This window comes from Nocardiopsis baichengensis YIM 90130, from assembly GCF_000341205.1.
GTDB classification, from domain to species: domain Bacteria; phylum Actinomycetota; class Actinomycetes; order Streptosporangiales; family Streptosporangiaceae; genus Nocardiopsis_A; species Nocardiopsis_A halophila.
On record NZ_ANAS01000028.1, the window covers coordinates 1 to 18,227 of the forward strand.

Annotated in this window: 20 protein-coding genes and 1 tRNA gene; 13 read left to right on the plus strand and 8 right to left on the minus strand. The window is 70.3% G+C overall.

Annotation, left to right across the window (positions count from 1 at the left end):
* The first annotated feature begins 168 nt into the window (after nt 1-168).
* From rpsF to C892_RS0121125, 5 genes are all read left to right on the plus strand, one after another.
* Complete coding sequence (gene rpsF, locus C892_RS0121105) at nt 169-459, plus strand: 30S ribosomal protein S6 (RefSeq protein WP_026123554.1); 291 nt, start codon at nt 169-171, stop codon at nt 457-459.
* 61 nt (nt 460-520) lie between these two features.
* A complete protein-coding gene (locus C892_RS0121110; RefSeq protein ID WP_017558814.1) occupies nt 521-1,093 on the plus strand; it encodes a single-stranded DNA-binding protein in 573 nt (190 codons plus the stop codon).
* Between the two features lie 77 nt (nt 1,094-1,170).
* Nucleotides 1,171-1,407, plus strand: a complete 237-nt coding sequence (rpsR, locus tag C892_RS0121115; protein ID WP_017539584.1) for a 30S ribosomal protein S18 — start codon at nt 1,171-1,173, stop codon at nt 1,405-1,407.
* A gap of 28 nt (nt 1,408-1,435) precedes the next feature.
* The gene (gene rplI, locus C892_RS0121120; RefSeq protein ID WP_017539583.1) at nt 1,436-1,882 is read left to right on the plus strand and encodes a 50S ribosomal protein L9; all 447 of its coding nucleotides are present in this window, start codon (nt 1,436-1,438) and stop codon (nt 1,880-1,882) included.
* A gap of 197 nt (nt 1,883-2,079) precedes the next feature.
* Nucleotides 2,080-2,967: a peptidoglycan recognition protein family protein gene (locus tag C892_RS0121125; protein ID WP_017558815.1), complete on the plus strand. Its 888-nt coding sequence runs from the start codon at nt 2,080-2,082 to the stop codon at nt 2,965-2,967.
* A 17-nt stretch (nt 2,968-2,984) separates the two neighbouring features.
* Here the strand turns inward: C892_RS0121125 and C892_RS0121130 are convergent, their stop codons facing one another.
* Nucleotides 2,985-4,337 carry an MATE family efflux transporter gene (locus tag C892_RS0121130; RefSeq protein ID WP_017558816.1) on the minus strand — a complete coding sequence of 451 codons (1,353 nt, stop codon included), beginning with the start codon at nt 4,335-4,337 and terminating at the stop codon, nt 2,985-2,987.
* A gap of 333 nt (nt 4,338-4,670) precedes the next feature.
* Between C892_RS0121130 and C892_RS0121135 the strand changes: the two genes are divergently transcribed.
* The gene (locus C892_RS0121135; protein WP_017558817.1) at nt 4,671-7,301 is read left to right on the plus strand and encodes a replicative DNA helicase; all 2,631 of its coding nucleotides are present in this window, start codon (nt 4,671-4,673) and stop codon (nt 7,299-7,301) included.
* 501 nt (nt 7,302-7,802) lie between these two features.
* Here the strand turns inward: C892_RS0121135 and C892_RS0121140 are convergent.
* The 5 genes from C892_RS0121140 to upp all read right to left on the minus strand — a co-directional run bounded on the left by C892_RS0121140 (nt 7,803) and on the right by upp (nt 10,477).
* Nucleotides 7,803-8,009 (minus strand): hypothetical protein, encoded by a 207-nt coding sequence (locus tag C892_RS0121140; RefSeq protein WP_017539578.1) that lies wholly within the window; start codon nt 8,007-8,009, stop codon nt 7,803-7,805.
* Between the two features lie 319 nt (nt 8,010-8,328).
* Nucleotides 8,329-8,847: a PH domain-containing protein gene (locus C892_RS0121145; protein ID WP_017539577.1), complete on the minus strand. Its 519-nt coding sequence runs from the start codon at nt 8,845-8,847 to the stop codon at nt 8,329-8,331.
* 19 nt (nt 8,848-8,866) lie between these two features.
* Nucleotides 8,867-9,031: a hypothetical protein gene (locus C892_RS31885; RefSeq protein ID WP_017539576.1), complete on the minus strand. Its 165-nt coding sequence runs from the start codon at nt 9,029-9,031 to the stop codon at nt 8,867-8,869.
* Between the two features lie 163 nt (nt 9,032-9,194).
* Nucleotides 9,195-9,419: a three-helix bundle dimerization domain-containing protein gene (locus C892_RS0121155; RefSeq protein ID WP_017539575.1), complete on the minus strand. Its 225-nt coding sequence runs from the start codon at nt 9,417-9,419 to the stop codon at nt 9,195-9,197.
* Nucleotides 9,420-9,823: 404 nt separating this feature from the next.
* Nucleotides 9,824-10,477, minus strand: a complete 654-nt coding sequence (gene upp / locus C892_RS0121160) for a uracil phosphoribosyltransferase (RefSeq protein WP_017539574.1) — start codon at nt 10,475-10,477, stop codon at nt 9,824-9,826.
* Between the two features lie 236 nt (nt 10,478-10,713).
* Here upp and C892_RS0121165 point away from each other — a divergent pair, with 236 nt between their 5' ends.
* The 6 genes from C892_RS0121165 (at nt 10,714) to C892_RS0121190 (ending at nt 14,232) form a co-directional block, all read left to right on the plus strand.
* On the plus strand, nt 10,714-11,223 hold the full coding sequence (locus C892_RS0121165) for a tRNA adenosine deaminase-associated protein (RefSeq protein ID WP_017539573.1): 510 nt from the start codon (nt 10,714-10,716) through the stop codon (nt 11,221-11,223).
* Nucleotides 11,224-11,293: 70 nt separating this feature from the next.
* Nucleotides 11,294-11,791 carry a tRNA adenosine deaminase-associated protein gene (locus C892_RS0121170; protein ID WP_017539572.1) on the plus strand — a complete coding sequence of 166 codons (498 nt, stop codon included), beginning with the start codon at nt 11,294-11,296 and terminating at the stop codon, nt 11,789-11,791.
* Between the two features lie 59 nt (nt 11,792-11,850).
* Nucleotides 11,851-12,300, plus strand: coding sequence for a nucleoside deaminase (locus C892_RS0121175; RefSeq protein WP_394296681.1), 450 nt, complete (start codon nt 11,851-11,853; stop codon nt 12,298-12,300).
* A gap of 10 nt (nt 12,301-12,310) precedes the next feature.
* Nucleotides 12,311-12,398: transfer RNA gene (locus C892_RS0121180), tRNA-Ser, on the plus strand.
* Between the two features lie 520 nt (nt 12,399-12,918).
* Nucleotides 12,919-13,707, plus strand: a complete 789-nt coding sequence (locus tag C892_RS0121185; RefSeq protein ID WP_017558819.1) for an MHYT domain-containing protein — start codon at nt 12,919-12,921, stop codon at nt 13,705-13,707.
* A gap of 24 nt (nt 13,708-13,731) precedes the next feature.
* On the plus strand, nt 13,732-14,232 hold the full coding sequence (locus tag C892_RS0121190) for a phosphoribosyltransferase (protein WP_017539569.1): 501 nt from the start codon (nt 13,732-13,734) through the stop codon (nt 14,230-14,232).
* A gap of 1,547 nt (nt 14,233-15,779) precedes the next feature.
* Here C892_RS0121190 and C892_RS0121195 read toward each other — a convergent pair.
* Both C892_RS0121195 and C892_RS0121200 read right to left on the minus strand, forming a co-directional pair.
* Complete coding sequence (locus C892_RS0121195) at nt 15,780-16,460, minus strand: HAD family hydrolase (RefSeq protein ID WP_017558820.1); 681 nt, start codon at nt 16,458-16,460, stop codon at nt 15,780-15,782.
* Nucleotides 16,457-17,299, minus strand: a complete 843-nt coding sequence (locus C892_RS0121200; RefSeq protein WP_017558821.1) for a GntR family transcriptional regulator — start codon at nt 17,297-17,299, stop codon at nt 16,457-16,459. Before C892_RS0121200 ends, C892_RS0121195 begins: the two co-directional genes overlap by 4 nt.
* A gap of 153 nt (nt 17,300-17,452) precedes the next feature.
* On the opposite strand from C892_RS0121200, the gene C892_RS0121205 reads away from it, so the two are divergent.
* The gene (locus tag C892_RS0121205; protein ID WP_017558822.1) at nt 17,453-18,031 is read left to right on the plus strand and encodes a hypothetical protein; all 579 of its coding nucleotides are present in this window, start codon (nt 17,453-17,455) and stop codon (nt 18,029-18,031) included.
* The last annotated feature ends 196 nt before the right edge of the window (nt 18,032-18,227 follow it).

An 18,227-nucleotide genomic window follows, 5' to 3' on the forward strand; every position in this document is an offset into this window, starting at 1 on the left:
AGGCGGTACGGTCGATGCCGCCTGGGCAGGTGAGGAGGCCCGGAAGGCCCCTCGCGAAGTCGGCGAATCAGCCCCTTGACAGCTGGTAATCTTGGCGTTCGTCTGGCTCAACAGCCCTCCTGCCATGGAGAGACCATGGCCGCGACAGTCCAGAGGAGGTACGACGGTATGCGTCGTTACGAAGTCATGGTCATCCTCGACCCGAACCTCGATGAGCGCACGGTGGCCCCGTCGCTCGACAAGTTCCTCGCGGTGGTCCGCAACGACGGCGGCTCCGTGGAGAAGGTCGACGTCTGGGGCAAGCGCCGCCTCTCCTACGACATCGAGAAGAACACCGACGGCATCTACGCGGTGATCGACCTGTCGGCCGAGCCCGCCACGGTCAAGGAGCTGGACCGCCAGCTCAACCTGACCGAGTCCGTCCTGCGCACCAAGGTCCTCCGCCCCGAGGTCCACTAGGTCCGCGTCCGCGGCAACGCCCCGCACGCCTGATCCGAACCGATAGGAACCGGAGCCTTTCATGGCAGGCGAGACCCAGATCACGCTCGTCGGCAACCTCGTCGACGACCCTGAGCTGCGATTCACCCCCAGCGGGGCCGCGGTCGCCAACTTCCGCGTCGCCTCCACACCGCGCGTCTTCGACCGCCAGAGCGGCGAGTGGAAGGACGGCGAGTCCATGTTCCTCAGCTGCGCGGTGTGGCGCCAGTACGCCGAGAACGTGGCCGAGAGCCTCCAGCGCGGTATGCGCGTCATCGTCCAGGGGCGCCTGAAGCAGCGCTCCTTCGAGACGAAGGAGGGCGAGAAGCGCACCGTCTTCGAGATCGACGTCGAGGAGGTCGGGCCCGCGCTGCGCTACGCCACCGCCAAGGTGGCCCGCACGCAGCGCCAGGGCGGCCAGGGCGGCGGTTTCGGCGGCGGCGGTGGCGGGGGCTTCGGCGGCCAGCAGGGCGGCGGATACGGCAACCAGGGGGGCGGCTTCAGCGGCGGCTCCCAGGGCGGCCGCTCCGGCCCTCCGGCCGACGACCCCTGGGCGACCAACGGCGGTGGCGGCGGCTTCGGCGGCGGCGGGTTCTCCGACGAGCCCCCGTTCTAAGGGCCTCCGCGACGGCCACACTTGTCCAACAGACCATCCCCGGACGAATCCGGGGCTCTTGACAAAGGAGCACCACGATGGCGAAGCCGGCAGCACGCAAGCCCAAGAAGAAGGTTTGCCTCTTCTGCCAGGAGAAGGCGTCCTACATCGACTACAAGGACACCACTCTGCTGCGCAAGTTCATCTCCGACCGCGGCAAGATCCGTGCCCGCCGCGTCACCGGCAACTGCACGCAGCACCAGCGCGACGTCGCGACGGCGATCAAGAACGCCCGCGAGATGGCGCTGCTGCCCTACACCAGCACCGCTCGCTAAACGGGGATATCCGAGGGAGGTATTAGTCGTGAAGCTGATTCTGACCCACGAGGTCAACGGTCTCGGTGCCCCCGGCGACGTCGTCGAGGTGAAGGACGGCTACGGCCGCAACTACCTGCTTCCGCGCGGGTTCGCCATCCGGTGGACCCGGGGCGGCCAGAAGCAGATCGACTCCATCCGCCGCGCCCGCCAGGCCCGTGACATCCGCACGCTGGACGAGGCCGAGCAGATCGCCGAGCGCCTGCGCTCGGTCCGCGTCGAGCTCGGCCGCCGCGCCGGCGACGGCGGTCGGCTGTTCGGCTCGGTCACGGCCGGGGACGTCGCCGACGCGGTCAAGGCCGCCGGCGGCCCCGAGGTCGACAAGCGCCGGATCGAGATCCGCAACCCGATCAAGTCGGTCGGCGAGCACAAGGTGCAGATCCGTCTGCACCCGGAGGTCTCGGCCACCATCGCGCTGGAGGTCGTCGGCGCCTGAGCGCGCCGCCGCCCCTTGGGCCCCGCTCCCCGCTCTGCGGGGGCGGGGCCCTTCGTCGTTCCGGGGGCCTCCCCGGCTCCGCTCCCGGGCGCTCCGCCGGGCGGACACGCCGTATTGCCCATAGTGATTCTTTGATTACTATTTGTAACTTATCGTGGCCTGTGGGCATGTCGCCCCACAGGAAGGATGAGGCCGAGATGGGCAGTCACGAGCAGGTGTTCCCGCAGTCGAACGGTCCCAGTCGGCGTACCGTCGTGCGGGCCGGCGTCCTGGCCGCCGGAGCGGTGCTGCTCGGCGGCGCGGCAGACCTGGCCGCCCCCGCGCCCGCCCACGCCGTCGCCGCCCCGAAGGTCTACACCCGGTCGGACTGGGGCGCCCGCAGGCCCCGGCGGTTCGCGACCCTCACCGGGGGGCCCGACCACATCGTGGTGCACCACACCGCAACGCCCAACAGCACCGACTACTCCAAGAGCCACGCGGCGGCGCTCTCCCGCTCCATCCAGCGCCACCACATGGACAACAACGGCTGGGACGACACCGGCCAGCAGCTCACCATCTCCCGCGGCGGGCACATCATGGAGGGGCGCAACCGCAGCCTCCAGGCCATCCGCGACGGCCGGCACGTCATCGGCGCGCACACCGCGAACCACAACTCGCACACGGTGGGCATCGAGAACGAGGGGCTCTACACCTCGGCCGCCCCGCCCGAGGCGCTCATGGACGCGCTCGCCGACACCTGCGCCTGGCTGTGCCTGGTCTACGGGCTGGACCCGGCCGAGTGCATCGTCGGGCACCGCGACTACAACGCCACCAGCTGCCCGGGCGACCGGCTGTACGGGATGCTGCCCGAGCTGCGCAGGGACGTCGCCGCGCGGATGCGCACCGCCGAGCAGCGCCTGGAGCTGCTCGCCCTGGCCGAGCTTCCCGAGGAGAACCTGCCCACCTACCCGGCGCAGCCCGCGGGGGAGCGCACCGCGCCGTACTACCACGGGCCGGCGATCGGCGAGCGCGACGCGATGCGGGCGGACGGCGCCGACGAGGGCGCGCCCGAGGGACGGGCCGAGGGGGAGGGCGAGGACGGCTGAGCGGGAGCCCGGGCGGGTCAGTTCCGCTCCGCCCCCAGCACCACCCACGCGTCGCCGCGGGCGCGCCGGCCCAGGGTGATGCCCCGCGCGACCATCCACACGCCGAACGCCAGCCACAGCCGCAGCAGCGAGTCGGGCGATCCCGGGGGCGTCGTCCACAGCACCGCGGCGGCGCACGGCAGGAAGGCGAGCATGGTCCAGAAGCTCGCCCAGGCCAGGTAGCGCTGGTCGCCGGCGCCCATCAGGATGCCGTCGAGCACCATCACCACCCCGCTCAGCGGCTGCAGCAGCGCCACGACCAGCAGTGCCGACAGGATCAGCGCGTGCACGCCGGGGTCGTCGGTGAAGGGGAGGGGCGCCCAGGGGCGCACCACCAGCACCAGCAGGGTGAACACCGCGCCGATCATGACGCCCCACTCGACCATGCGGCGCGTGGCGGCCCGCGCCCCGCGCCCGTCCCCGGCCCCGAGGTAGCGGCCGATGATCGCCTGGGCGGCCACCGCGATCGCGTCCATCGCGAACACCAGCAGCGACCACAGTTGGAAGGCGACCTGCTGCGCCGCGATCTCCTGGTCGCCCAGGCGGGCGGCGACCGCGGTGGTGACGACCAGCACCACCCGCAGCGACACGGTCCGCACGAACAGCGCGGCGCCGGCGGCCGCCGAGGCCTTCAGCCCGGCCGCGTCGGGTGCCAGGGACACCCCGTGCCGGCGGGCGGCGCGCACCACCACCGCCAGGTACACGGCGGCGCCGCCCCACTGGGCGACCACCGTGGCCCAGGCCGACCCGGCGATGCCCTGGTCCAGTACGAGCACCAGCAGCGCGGCGAGGGCGGCGTTGGCCGCGGCGGTGCCCAGCGACACCAGCAGCGGGGTGCGGGCGTCCTGCAGGCCGCGCAGTACACCGGTCCCCGCCATGATCAGCAGCAGCGCGGGGGCGCTGAGCAGGCTCACCCGAAGGTAGGTCACGGCGTAGGGGGCGACGTCGTCCGAGGCGCCCAGCGCCTCGACCAGCCAGGGCCCGGCCGCGTAGCCGGCGGCGGCCACCGCCGCGCCGATGACCAGCGCCAGCCACAGGCCGTCGACACCGCTGCGCACCCCGTCGCGGACACGGCCGGCGCCGTAGCTGCGGGCGACCGCCGCGGTGGTGCCGTAGGCCAGGAAGATGCACAGGTTGGCCAGGGTCATCAGGATCTGCCCGGCCACCCCCAGCCCGCCCAGCGGGCGGGTGCCCAGGGTCCCCACGATCGCGGTGTCGGTGAGCAGCAGCAGCGGCTCGGCGATCAGGGCGAAGAAGGTGGGGACGGCGAGGTGGAAGATCTCGCGGTCGTGCGGGTGGCGGAAGGGCGGCGCGGACAGGAGTGCGGACATGGCCCTGCAACGGTACCGGACACGTGTTCGAGGTTCGGGCGCGCCGTCCACGGTGTGTCGAACGCCCTGTGGAAAACCTGTGGACGAAGATGTGTGCGGTTTCTTTCACGCACAGGCGGTGTACAGGGTATTCGCAGGTCATACCGTGTGCGCAGGGAGTGCGCCCGAGTTATCCACAACCGTTGTGCACAAGCTATCCGCAGGATCGCCGGAGTCGTCCACAGGATCTCCCCAGCGGCGTCCACAGGTCGCTTTGCCGAAGGGGCCGCCGGGTCGGGACAATCACTGGGGCCGGTGCGGGCAGACCACCGGCCGTCATCAGGGGGAGAGTACGTGAGCGTCGCCGAGCAGCCGCCGGAGCAAGGGGGGTTCGACCGCACCCCACCGCACGACATCCTGGCCGAGCAGAGCGTCCTGGGCGGCATGCTGCTGTCCAAGGACGCCATCACCGAGGTCGTCGAGATCGTGCGCTCCAGCGACTTCTACCGCCCCGCGCACCAGACGGTCTACGACGCGGTCGTGGACCTGTTCTCCCGCGGGGAGCCGGTGGACGCGATCAGCGTCAACGCCGAGCTGACCAAGCGCGGGGAGATCGCCCGCGTCGGCGGTGCGCCCTACCTGCACACGCTGACCGAGGCGATCCCGACCGCGGCCAACGCCGGCTACTACGCTCGCATCGTCGCCGACCGGGCGGTGCTGCGGCGGCTGGTCGAGGTGGGCACGCACATCGCCCAGATGGGCTACACCGGCGACGGCGAGGTCGACGACATCGTCGACCAGGCCCAGGCCGAGGTCTTCCGCGTCGCCGAGAAGCGCACGGGGGAGGACTACCTCCCGCTGAGCGACATCATGCCCGGGGCCCTGGACGAGATCGAGGCGATCTCCGCCCACGACGGTTCCATGACGGGCGTTCCCACCGGCTTCACCGACTTCGACCAGCTCACCAACGGCCTCCACCCCGGCCAGATGGTGATCATCGCCGCGAGGCCGGCGGTGGGCAAATCGACGCTGGCCCTGGATTTTGCGCGTGCCGCGTCGATTAAGAACCAGTTGACCTCGGTCTTCTTCAGTCTGGAGATGGGGCGCAACGAGATCGTCATGCGCCTGCTGTCGGCCGAGGCGCGCGTGCCGCTGCACACCATGCGCTCGGGGCTGATGACCGACGACGACTGGCAGCGCCTGGCGCGCAGGATGGGCGAGGTGGCGGGCGCCCCGCTCTTCATCGATGACTCCCCGAACATGTCGATGATGGAGATTCGGGCCAAGTGCCGCCGGTTGAAGCAGCAGCACGACCTCAAGCTCGTCGTGGTCGACTACCTGCAGCTGATGAGCTCCTCGGGCAGGGTCGAGAGCCGTCAGCAGGAGGTCTCGGAGTTCTCCCGGTCGCTGAAGCTCCTCGCCAAGGAGCTGGAGGTCCCGGTCATCGCGCTTTCGCAGCTCAACCGAGGTCCGGAACAGAGAACGGACAAAAAGCCCCAAGTGAGCGATCTTCGAGAGTCGGGATGCCTCACGGCGGACACGCGGATCCTCCGTGCCGACACCGGTGCCGAGACCACCATGGGTGAGCTGTACGCCGAGGGGGCCCGAGACGTCCCGGTTTGGGCGCTGGACGAACGCCTGCGCCTGACGCAGCGGACCATGACCCATGTCTTCTCCAGCGGGGTCAAGGACGTCTTCCGTCTGCGCCTGCGCTCCGGTAGAGAGGTAACAGCGTCGGCCAACCACCCGTTCCTCGCCTACGGGGGCTGGCGGTCCCTGGCAGAGCTCGCTGCCGGTGACCGGATCGCCGTCCCCCGGCATACTCCGGCCCCGCAGAAGGTAGAGCACTGGCCCGAGGCAGAGGTCGTGATGCTCGGGCACCTCATCGGAGACGGCTCCTTCGTCAAGCGCCAGCCGATCCGGTACGCCAGTGTCGACCAGGCGAACCTGGGCGCGGTGACGGAGGCCGCCGCGCACTTCGGTATCACCCCGGTCCGCGACGACCATGAGGAGGCCAGGGCGACCTCGCTGAGGCTGCGTTCACCGCGCCGCCTGGCACGCGGCAAGCGGAACCCGATCGCGGAGTGGCTCGAAGGCTTCGGCCTGTTCGGTCTGCGCAGCCACGAGAAGTTCGTCCCTGCTCCTGTCTTCTCGCTTGCGAACGACCAGGTCGCACTGTTCCTGCGCCATCTCTGGTCCACCGATGGCTGCGTGTTCTGGGATGACAAGTCGGGCATGGCCCGGATCTACTATGCATCGACCAGCCGAAGGCTCGTCGACGACGTCGCGGCCCTTCTGCTGCGTTTCAACGTGATGACGCGTCTGAAGGTGACGCGTAAGCAGGGATACCGTCCCGGGTACCAGCTCCACGTCTACGGCACTGAGAACCAGGTGAGGTTCCTCAAGAAGGTCGGGGTGCACGGTGAGCGGGCCCTCCTGGCAGAGCTGTGCCTGGAAGAGCTCGCCGAGCGCTCGGGCAGCACCAACCTCGACACCATCCCCGTCCAGGTGTGGGAGCGGGTGCGTACCACCCTCGCCGAGAAAGGGATGACGCACCGGGAGTTCGCGGCTGCGATGGGGACCCAGTTCTCCGGATCCGGCATGTGGAAGTACAGCCCGAGCAGACCGCGCATGGGAAAGGTGGCCGAAGTCCTCGACGACGCCGAGCTGGAACTGGTGGCCACCAACGATGTCTTCTGGGACGAGATCGCTGAGATCGAGCCCTTGGGCCCCCAGGAGGTGTTCGACGCGACCGTGCTCGGCGCCCACAACTTCGTGGCGAACGGGATCAATGTCCACAACTCCATCGAGCAAGATGCTGACATGGTGCTTTTGTTGTACAGAGAGGACGTTCACGACAAAGAGTCCCCTCGGGCCGGTGAGGCCGACATCATCGTGGCCAAGCACCGCAACGGCCCCACCGCCGAGGTCACCGTCGCCTTCCAGGGGCACTACAGCCGCTTCGTCGACATGGCCCCCGGATAGAGCCGACCCGGCAGGCCCGCGGCCCCGCCGGAGCGGCGGGGCCATCGGGCGGGGAGGGGGTCACCGGCGGTCGGGTGCCCGTCCGGCCAGGGTGACCGCCAGGGCGCCGATCGCGAGCACACCGGCCGTCCACAGGACCGAGGCGTCGCCGAGCCCGGCCAGCCCGGTTCGGCCGGCGGTCCCGGCAGGGTACGAGTCGGCGCGGCGACATCGCGTTCGTGCCGGTCTCCGGGCTTGCCGATTGCGCGCTCGCCCTGGTCTGGCCGAGGGGGAAGGGGACGGCGGAAATGCAGGATCTCGCGGCGGTGCTGACCGTGTGTGATCGGTGAATCGGCCGGCGCGGAGGCGCGGGGCGTGAATTTCGGGCGGCCCGTCGGGGGATTCATCGACGTGTCGATTCCGCGCCGGGGCGCGGATCGGCCGGAGGCGGGGGCGGGAAACGAGTGAAGGGGCGACCGGGAGGTCGCCCCTTACACGGCGTCGGCACAGTGGCGGACGCGGTCAGATCCAGCGGGCCTGCGGCCGCGTGCGGCCGTCCGCATCGGTCACCAGCACCCAGGTCATCGTCGGGCGCTGCACGGTCTCCTCGGAGGCGCGGGGCGCGGGAGGAGCGGCGTCGGCGCGGCGCAGCTGACCGGGAGCGCGTCGCACCACGGTCGGGCGCGTGCGGCGCCGGGTCGGAGCGGGGCGGCCGGTCTGAGCTGCCATGCTCTGCCTGCGAACCATGGCGGCACCCCCTTCGTCTATCGCAAGAGACCTTACGTTAACCCTTCGTTCACCTGAGAGTCAACTCGGATTCCCTGAATGGCGGGGTTCCGTGGGGCTTTACCCGGGATCTTCGCAGGTGGGGCCGGGGTTCGCCATGAAGGTGAACAGAAGGTGAACGAAAGGGGGTGAGGCGGGTGAACGGGGAGGGGAGCGGTCGGGGCGGACGCGCCGCGCAGGCCCCCGGCGCACGCGAACGCGCACACGCGAAGGGGCGCCCGCCGAACGGCGGACGCCCCGATCCCGCTGCGGGTCTACGGCCTCACTTGCCCTTGTCGGGGAAGATCAGGCCGACGACCTCAAGGTAGAGCTGCTCCGGGTAGGGCACGAAGTTGATCCGGCTCAGGGCCTGGTCCTGGCCGGCCGACTCCATGACGAACGTCCCGTAGCCGAGGAAGCGGCCCACGAGGGACCGCTCGAACCTCATGTCGGTGACCTTGCCCAGGGGCATCATGTTCACCTGGCGGGTGATCAGCCCCTGGGTGAGCAGCAGCCTCGCGGAGGTGATCACGAAGTAGTCCACCGACCACTCCGCGACCTTCCAGACGAACCACACCAGCACCAGCAGCCACACCCACCAGATGACGGCCAGCGCGGTCGGCGTTGCCGCCAGCGCGGTGTTGCTCAGGATTCCGGCCATGATCAAGGCGCCCAGGACCAGCGCCACGGGCGTCATCAGCACGGCGGGGTGCCGCCGGATGGTGACGACGTCCTGTTCGTGGGGCAGCAGATATCGGTTGACGGATGCGGGAGCCCGGTTCGTCGAGGCTACGAGCTTCATGGCCGCATGTTCCCTCGGGTCAAGCGCTGAGCGCGTTCACGAAGCGCGACAGCGACTCGGCCGCGGACATGAGCCCGCCGAGCCCCGTCTGGATGACCCCCGCCGCGCTTTCGGGTTGAGTGAGCAGGTAGAAAGCAACGAAGGCGATGAGGGCGTACCCCAGCCATTTTTTCAACTTGGCCATGACCGACTCCCCAACAATGCAAGCTGACCCACCAACCCAAGGTGATTGTTACACCGACAATCGACCCCGTAAAGCCAGATGCCCGCTTTCGGCGTGGCGTGACGCACGTTGGACGTGTGGTGCTGGTCACGTTCCGTGGCGGTGGAGCCCCGGGGAGGCGCCCCTAGCGCCGCTCCGCGAAGGCCAGGGCGAGCACCTGGAGGTGCTGGCGGGCGATGCGCTCGACCAGGTCGGGGGCGGCGCGTCCGGTGACGTCGAGCGCTCCCTGGCGTGCGGCGCCCACGCATCTGTCGATGGTGGACCGCTCGTGCACGCCGGAGAACTCGGCGCCGAGCCGGTCGGCGACGGGGGCCAGTTCGCGGTCTGCGGTGTCGGTGTGCTCGGGCATCGCACTCCTCTGAGGGGCAGTGAGCTACGGCGCTCCGTGCTCGCTTGGTCTCGGTCGGTGAGCGGCCCCGGGTGCAGTGGGGCCCGGGGAGGCGGCGCGGTGTGGGGCCGGCGCCGCGGGGCAGGGGTTTCGGTCGGGTCGGGGCGGCGGTCGGGTACGGGTACCGAACAGCATCACTCTAGGGGGTCACACCTCTGTATCGGAAACAATTCGACTGGTCAAAGTCGTGTCGCGGACGGGTGTTCGGCGAGGTGCGCGGAGGGTGCGCGGTGATCGCCGCACGGGCCCCTTCTTCCCCCTTTTCGGTCATTCATTCCTTCCAGGACCGACCTATACAAAAAAGCGCCCGTTCCGTGTCGGAACGGACGCTCACCCGGAGGGCTCCCGCCGAGCGGATCAGGACATCAGACGGTGCCGTACAGGCGGTCTCCGGCGTCCCCGAGGCCGGGGATGATGAAGCCGTTCTCGTCCAGCTTCTCGTCGACCGCCGCCGTGACCACCCGCAGCACCGCGCCGTGGTCGGTGCCCAGGGTCTCGCCGAGCCGGTCCCGCACCGCCTGCAGCCCCTCGGGCGCGGCCAGCAGGCAGATCGCGGTCACGTGGTCGGCGCCCCGGTCGACCAGCAGCTTCAGCGCGGCGGCCAGGGTGCCGCCGGTGGCCAGCATCGGGTCCAGGACGTAGCACTGGCGGCCGGACAGGTCCTGGGGGAGGCGGTCGGCGTAGGTGGCCGGCTGCAGCGTCTCCTCGTCGCGGGCCATGCCCAGGAAGCCGACCTCGGCGGTGGGCAGCAGCCGGGTCATGCCGTCCAGCATGCCCAGGCCGGCCCGCAGGATCGGCACCACCAGCGGGGTGGGGCGGCTCAGCTGCACGCCGGCGGCGGGCTGCAGCGGGGTGTCCACGGTCACCTGGCTGACCCGCACGTCCCGGGTGGCCTCGTAGGTGAGCAGGGTGACCAGTTCGTCGGTGAGGCGCCGGAAGGTGGGCGAATCGGTGCGCACGTCGCGCAGGGTGGTGAGCTTGTGCGCGACCAGGGGGTGGTCGACGACCAGGGTCTCCATTGAACACTCCGGGTGAGCTGCTGAAACGTGCGTGATCCGGCGACCGAGTCTATCGGCGCGCACCACCGCTTCCTCCCGGTGCACACGATCTTCGCCATCCGGTTCCTCCCGGTGCCGGATGTCCGATCTAATGGGGGATGCAGTCGCTCCCCGCGGCGGCGTCCGGGGCTACGATGGCGCGGCCGAAGGGCTTCTGCGATCCTGGCCCGATCACGACCGGCCTTGATGGGGTGGCGATGACGGAACTCGACGAGAACGGCGGGCTTCCCGGGGAGGGCGACTTCGCGGCGGTCGCCTACCGCGAAGACGACCTCTGGGATGTCTACCTTCTTCCCGAGGCCCTGACCCGCGACTTCAAGGGGCTGCTGCACGCGCTGCGCCAGCAGCCCAGCATCAGCGGGGCGATCGGGCTCGTGTCGGTCGGCGACGACTTCTTCATCATCGCGCGCGTGTACGGCCACGACAACATCACCGTGTTCCTCTCGGACGTGACGGCGTCGGTGGACTGGCCGGTGGCGCGCGAGGTGCTGGACTTCCTGGACATCGACGTGCCCGACGACGAGGACCTGGACCAGGTCCTGCCGGCGGGGGACCTGTCCATCCTGGCCGACCTCGGGCTGGAGGAGATGGAGCTGGGGGCGCTCGCGGGCGACCTGGACCTGTACCCCGACGAGGTGCTGGCCAGCGTCTCCGAGCGGCTGGGATTCCAGTTGGCCTTCCAGCGTGCCCTGGACACCATGGGGTAGACAGGCCCACGACGGTCACGGGGAGGGGCCGGGGCAGGACGGTCCGAAGCGAGCAGCCCGGGAGCACCAGGTGTCGGTCTTCTCAGCGGTCTTTTTCCGCGCCACGGGGGAGTGGGGGTCGGCGGAGGTCGACCTCGCGGACGCCGAGGGGGTGGACGACCTCGCCGATGCGATGCGCGACACCGCCGGCGAGCACGCCCCCGGCTCCGAGGACGGGACGATGGTGCTGTTCCTGGAGGCCGACGACGAGTGGTTCGGCATCGTGCGCCTGGACGACCGCGAGGACCCGCGGGTGTTCCTGTCGGACGCGCGCTTCGTGCACGAGAACGAGATCGCGGCCATGCTGCTGGACAGCGGCCAGATCGAGGCGCCCGAGCAGGTGGAGGGGACCGGGCAGAAGCCCCTTCCCGACCCGGGCGGCGACGCCTCGCTCCTGGACGACCTGGGCACGCCGGCCGGCGAGCTGAGGGGCCTGGCCCTGGCCGAGGGGGCGCTGCCCGCGGACGTGCTCGCCGAGGTGGCCGCCCGCGCGGGGTTCGCCGACCGCCTGGACGCTCTGAGGATGTGACGGTGGCCGGATACGGGGCCGGTCCGCTCCTGGACCGCGCCGTCCTGGACGCGGCGCTGATGCGCGCGCTGGACGAGGGGCGGCGGGCGGCCGACGGCGGGGACGTCCCGGTGGGCGCGGTGGTGCTGGACGCCGCCGGGGAGGTCCTGGCGGTGGGCCGCAACGAGCGCGAGGCGGCCGCCGACCCCACCGCGCACGCCGAGGTCGTGGCGCTGCGGGCGGCGGCACGCGAGCGCGGCGAGTGGCGGCTGGGCGGCTGCACGCTGGTGGTGACCCTGGAGCCGTGCACGATGTGCGCGGGCGCGGCCGTGCTCTCCCGCGTCGACCGGGTGGTCTACGGTGCGCGCGACCCGAAGGCCGGGGCGGCCGGGTCCCTCTTCGACGCCCTGCGCGACCGCCGCCTGAACCACCGCCCGGAGGTGGTTCCCCCGGACCTCGTCGGCCCCGAGGCGGCCGATGCGTGCGCCCGGCTGCTCGCCGATTTCTTCTCCGGGCGACGTTTCCGGTAGGCTCACCCTCGGTGGAGTCGCCTAGTGGCCGAGGGCGCTCGCCTCGAAAGCGAGTGTAGGGCAACCTACCGTGGGTTCGAATCCCACCTCCACCGCCAAGGGCCCGGGTTCACGCAGGTGAGCCCGGGCCTTCGTCGTGTCCGGGGCCGCCCGCATCGCATGTTCGCCGCCCGCACCGCGGAGCGGGGCGCCCGGGACGGCCGCGGTCGACCCTGCCGCGTCCGCGGCGTCCCCGTCCCGTGCGGCCGCCACCGCAGGGACGGTGCACCGGCCGGTCGCTCCGCCGAGTCCTCGGGAACGCCGATGTGGTGTACGTCATGGTCTCCGTTGTCGGGTGATGCGTGCGACACATCTGTCGTGACGGTGGGTCACGGTTGCCTGAGAAGTCTGAGAACGACTGTGTGCCCTGAGTGGCCGGGGTGTGCGGTCTCCGTGACGAGGGGTCGCGGGTCCCGCCGATCGTCCTTTCGCTCCTGAGGGTGAACGGATTTCGGAACGTTCGTTTTAGGAGGGGCGGTTGTAACAAAACGGTGGCCTTGGCATGATCCGACGCGCTTTCCGTACCAACGCCCCGGCCCGTCCCCGCTCCGACGGGACGTTGAGGGAGAAGACGCGCACATGATCGAACACGCGGCGCTCGGCTGGTGGACCCCCGCACTGGCCTACGGCGTCTCCGTCCTCGGCTCGTTCATCGGGCTGATGTTCGCCACCCGGGCCCGCTCCGCCGAGGGCGCCTCCCGCTGGGGCTGGCTGGCCCTGGGCGCGGTCTCGCTCGGTGGCGCGGCGGTGTGGTCCATGCACTTCATCGCGATGATGGGCTTCCGCGTGAGCGGCACGGTCATGCGCTACGACGCCTGGCTCACCGTCGCCAGCGCGGCCGTCTCGGTGGCCATCATGGCCGCGGCCCTGGCCATCGTCACCGTGTGGCGGGGCGTCCCGGCCCTGCTGATCGGCGGTGCGACGGCCGGCGCCGGGGTGGTGGCCATGCACTACATGGGCATGGCCTCGATGCGGATGGACGGGCGGATGCACCACGTCCCCGGGTTCACCGTCGCCGCCTGCGTCATCGCCGTGGTGGCCGCCACGGTCGCCCTCTGGTTCGCCCGGAACCTGACCAAGAGCGGATCGATCGTCGCCGCAGCCTTCCTCATGGGGGTCGCGGTCTCGGCCATGCACTACACCGGGATGATGGGGGTCCGCGTCTCGGGCGGTCCCGGCATGTCCTCCACCCCGGAGGGGATGACCGCCCTGGACTTCCTCACCCCGATGATCCTGGGCCCCGGACTGTTCCTGGCGCTGAGCGCGCTCCTGCTGCTGGCGCTGCCGGAGGAGGAGCGCACGGGGCCGGAACCGCGCGTCCGGTCCTCGGCGGCGTTCGCGGGGCGCGATACTGGGGTGCGGTCCTGACCTGCACCATGCCGAGGGGGCACCGTGAGCGGCGACGTCCGTGAGAACCTGACCTACGAGCTGTTCGGCACCGCCGTGCGCGAACTGGCCCAGACCATCGCCGACGACGGCTTCGAGCCGGACATCGTCCTGTCCATCGCCCGCGGCGGGCTGTTCGTGGCCGGCGGCCTGGGATACGCCTTGGACGTGAAGAACCTGCACGTGATGAACGTGGAGTTCTACACCGGGGTGGGCGAGACCCTCGACATGCCGGTGATGCTCCCGCCGGTGCCCAACGCCGTCGACCTGGGCCGCAAGAAGGTCCTGGTGGCCGACGACGTCGCCGACACCGGCAAGACGCTCAAGCTGGTGCACGACTTCTGTGCCGAGCACGTGGCCGAGGTGCGCAGCGCGGTGATCTACGAGAAGCCGCAGTCGCTGGTCAAGTGCGAGTACGTGTGGAAGCGCACGGACGACTGGATCAACTTCCCGTGGTCGGTCGAGCCCCCAGTCGTCCGCCGCGAGGGCCAGGTCCTGGACGCCTGATCCCGCGCGTCGGCCCTGCGCGTGGCGGGCGGCGCGTCCGGGAGCGCCAGGCGCTTGGCGGCCGGCATGCGGGTCACCAGGCGGGCGTCGTCCGGGGCGTGCGAGGCCGGAACCGGGGCCCGGACATGAACAAGGCCCCGACCGCGCACCCGGTCGGGGCCTTCGTTCTGCCTCGTAGAGGCTGGCGGGGGATACGAGATTCGAACTCGTGAGGGGTTGCCCCCAACACGCTTTCCAATCCCGCACAGCACCGTTCGGAGTCGTTCAGCGGCATGTTGAGCAGGGGTCGCGCGGCGGACGCGACTCCCGCCGAACGACTCCGAACGGTGCTGAATGAGACGAGAACTGAGACGAAGCGGCGGCTCTGATATGCCCCGTGCGGTGCGGTTTTCGGGGTCCGCCGGAGCGCCTTGGGCACCGTCTGTTCGTCGCTCTGCCGGCGTCTGAGGGCCCCGGTCTGTGATCTTCCGGGCGGGCGCGTTGGTCGTAGGTGTTCGGGCCAACGCCTCACAGGCATGGCGCGCCGCTCTCGGCTGCGCGTGGGTGGCGCGCGCAGCGCTAGATGATCTTGTCACGGTCGGGCGGCGCGGCTGTCACGCGTGGTGTCACGGCCCCTGTCACGCCGGTGTCACGGGGGCCTGTCACGAGTCGTGACAGCGCTGTGGCCTGTAAGTCCCTCCCCCAGCCCCCGCCCGCCCCGGTCCGGGTGTCACGCCCGCCCCGCGGGCGGCCGGCCGATCCCGCTGCCCCGCGGCGGCGGGGCGCGAGCGGGGCGCCCCGGGGAGCTGCCCCCATGGCTAGCCTTCTGGCGCTCTGCCGGAGCGCTGTGGGCCGGTGCGGGCTAAGGGGGTGGTTTCTGCGGTCCTCGAAACCGGTTTCGAGGCCGGTATCGCCCCTCACCGGGCGCCCGCCTGGGCACACGGTGCCCGTGTTTCGGGTTTCGACCGGCGCCCCGCACGGCCGCTCCGGGGCTCAGGGGCGGGTGCGGGAGTGCTCGCCCGCCGCTGGAGCGCGGCCCTTGTTCGGCTAGCCATGGGGGGCGGGGCGTGAGCCGGAACGGGGTTCGCCCGGCGCCGGGCGAATCCGGGTCTGCGGGGGTGGGGGCGTTCGCCCGCCGCTCGGGCGGACTCGGAACCGGGATGGAACCGGACAACTCTGGCGGGCGAATCCGGGGTTCGCCCGCCGTTCGCCCGGTAACGCAGAGTGGTTGAGCCGAACGTGAGCCGAACGCGTTCGGCTCACCGAAGACCGCCCGGTGTGTCGTTTGGTGTCCGGTTTTTCGGCTCACCGGTCCCCGCCGGACCCCGGGAGGGGGCGGGTTCGGTGTTCGGCTCACGGCGTGAGCCGAACACGCGCTGTGTTCCCGGACGGTGCCCGCACCGGACGGCATCACGGGGCGCGGTGATTGCTAGCCATGGAGGTTCCTCCCGCCCCGGCTTCCGGGAAGTCCGCCACGTCCGCCACAGCCGCAACGCCGCTGGTCAACGGCCGGTTTTCTGTGGCGGACATGTGGCGTGTGGCGGTAACCGGACCGCCGCAAGTGGCGTCTAGCTGCTGAGCACCTGAGCGAGATCACGCATGTGCTCCGTGATGATGTCGGCATTGAGTGCCCGGAACTTTTCGCGCTTGCCGGGTCGGTTGGCATAGCCAACAGCCACTGCCCCTACGGCGTGCGCTGCTTCGATGTCGGTTGTTGAGTCGCCAACGAGGATGCTCGTTGCCGGATCCGCTTCGAGGGCCTTCAGGGCCAGTCGAGGCAGGTGCGGATTCGGTTTCATGAGCAGGGGTGATGCCTTGTCTCGCCCAACGATCACCTTGACCAGGTGCGCGAGATCCTGCTTGTCGAGGAAGGTGCGAACGGCCTCTGGTGAGTTGTTGCTGACCACCGCCAGCGGCCGACCCGTCGAAGCGCAGGCGCGCATGAACCCGATTGCGCCTGCTGTCGGAGTCGCCACAGCTACCGAACTGAGTTCCGCAGACGTGAGCAGCGCCTCTGCATCCCGGTGATACTGCGGCGCGACTTCCCAGAGCCCGAGCAACACCTTCATCGGGTCGTCCTCGGCGCGCAGCGACTCCGGCAGGGCGACGCCCCGCTCGATGGCCGCGGACCGAAGAGCCTCCGCGACTTCAGGCGCCGGGTAGCCAGCGAAGGCGCTGCATACGGGTCCGTCGAAGTCGAGAAGGACGTGCCGGCTGCGCTGTAGCGCGTTCACCTCAGAGGCCTTCACTCGCCCCGCTCCTTCGCGACGGTCGACCAGATGCTGTCGAACCACATCTGCGACTGCGAAACGTACTGCGATCCCGCGGATTCAGGGTCTTCGTCGGCGGCCTGGTGGAAGAGCACGGCGTCTCGCCCCATGAGGTCGTAGATGTCGACCTTCTCGCCCCCGGCCACCACGGTGTTCTCCTTCACCGGGTAGTAACCGAAGAAGATCTCTGCCCGATTGATGACGTACAGCTTGAACATCGAGGCCACAGGGTAGACACGCGTTTCCACCGCGGCCTTCTGCACGAGCCCGAGCGTCTCCAGCTCGCTAACGGAGTCCTCGATGCCCTGCGTGTTCCGGAGCATGATGTTGACCATGCGCTCCCTGACAGCCGGGTCGTCTTCACCGGTGTCGATACGGACAGGGAGTCCCATGGGCACCCGCATGTCCGGGACAAGCACACGGATCGAGATGCTCTCAGGTGCGAGGCGACCGTGCCGGACCTTGTCCAGCGGTTCCTGTAGGGCACCATGCAAGGTCTCGCCACCGAACCCGGCGAAGTCGATGGTCACCTTCGGTTCGGTGAACGCGCGCTCGATGTGAGGCCGGAGGCCGGCGGGGCGTTCGGTCCGCTCTCGGACGAAGACCCCGCGGCCTTGCTGCGAAAAGACCAGCCCTTCATCCCGAAGAAGCCGGATCGCCTGCTGGATGGTCATACGAGCGACGCCGTACGTCTTGGCCAACTCCGGACCTGACGGAAGCTTCTCGCCTGGCTCGAACTTGCGCGTGAGGATGGCAGCACGCAGGGCGCTCGCTACCTGCTGAAACGGCGGACGCGGGTCCTCCGGGTCGATGCTCATGCTCCCAGCTTATGTCGCCTGTCTAGGCCGCCTAGGAAGAAAAATCGCCATTCCTCTTGACTGTTCTAGCCTGGCTAGCCAAGCTAGGCGACATAGGGCGAACGGTCCCGGACGACTCCGGCCGTTCAAGACCGACAGTTTGGGGAACAGCGCATGACTGCCTTGCTCGATGCCGCTCCGACCGCCGCCCCCGCCGACGACACCGCCGACCTGATCCGCTGGGCAACCTCGCTCACGCTCGGGGAACGGGATCTGGCGCTGGCCGCCTCCGACATGCCCACCCGCCGCGTCGACCGCAACGAGGCCCTGGGCAAACCGCGCGGGGGCATCCCGATCCCGGCCAACCCCCGCGCGGCCGCCACCGCGGCGGCCTGGATCGCTCAGGGCGTCGAGCGGCTGGGAGGAGAACTGCGGGTCTGGCAGCTCGACCGCGACCGCCGCAACGCCAACGAGCACGCCCGCCGCACCGGTGACTTCAGTCGCGCCAAGGCCTTCGACAAGGCCCACGGCGGCCGGCGCCTGGGCTCCGGAGTGGGCTACTCGCTGACCAACTGGGCTGGTCAGGCCTCGCACCCCGATCGGCGCCAGGTGCTGGTGTGGACGCCCGCCGATGACGGCGCCATGTGGGGGGCGCCGATGACCTTTCGCGAGGCGCGGATGCGCGCGGAGCTGGCGGGCGCGCGCCTGGTCCCGCGCGGCGGCGCCCGTGACGAGAACTACGAGTTCGTTTGAATCCGCCCCCGGCACAGCGCCTGCACTCGCCAAAGTTCGCCGCTGTGCCGGGGCCCCTTCGACCCGCCCGAGCAACCCCAGGCAGGGAGGTACACCCATGATGCCCCACAGCAGGCGACCGGCAACCACCCCGGAAGCCGAAGCCGCCGCCGCTCCCGCTGCCGCACACCGGCGGCAGCGGCGGGGGGGGGGGGCC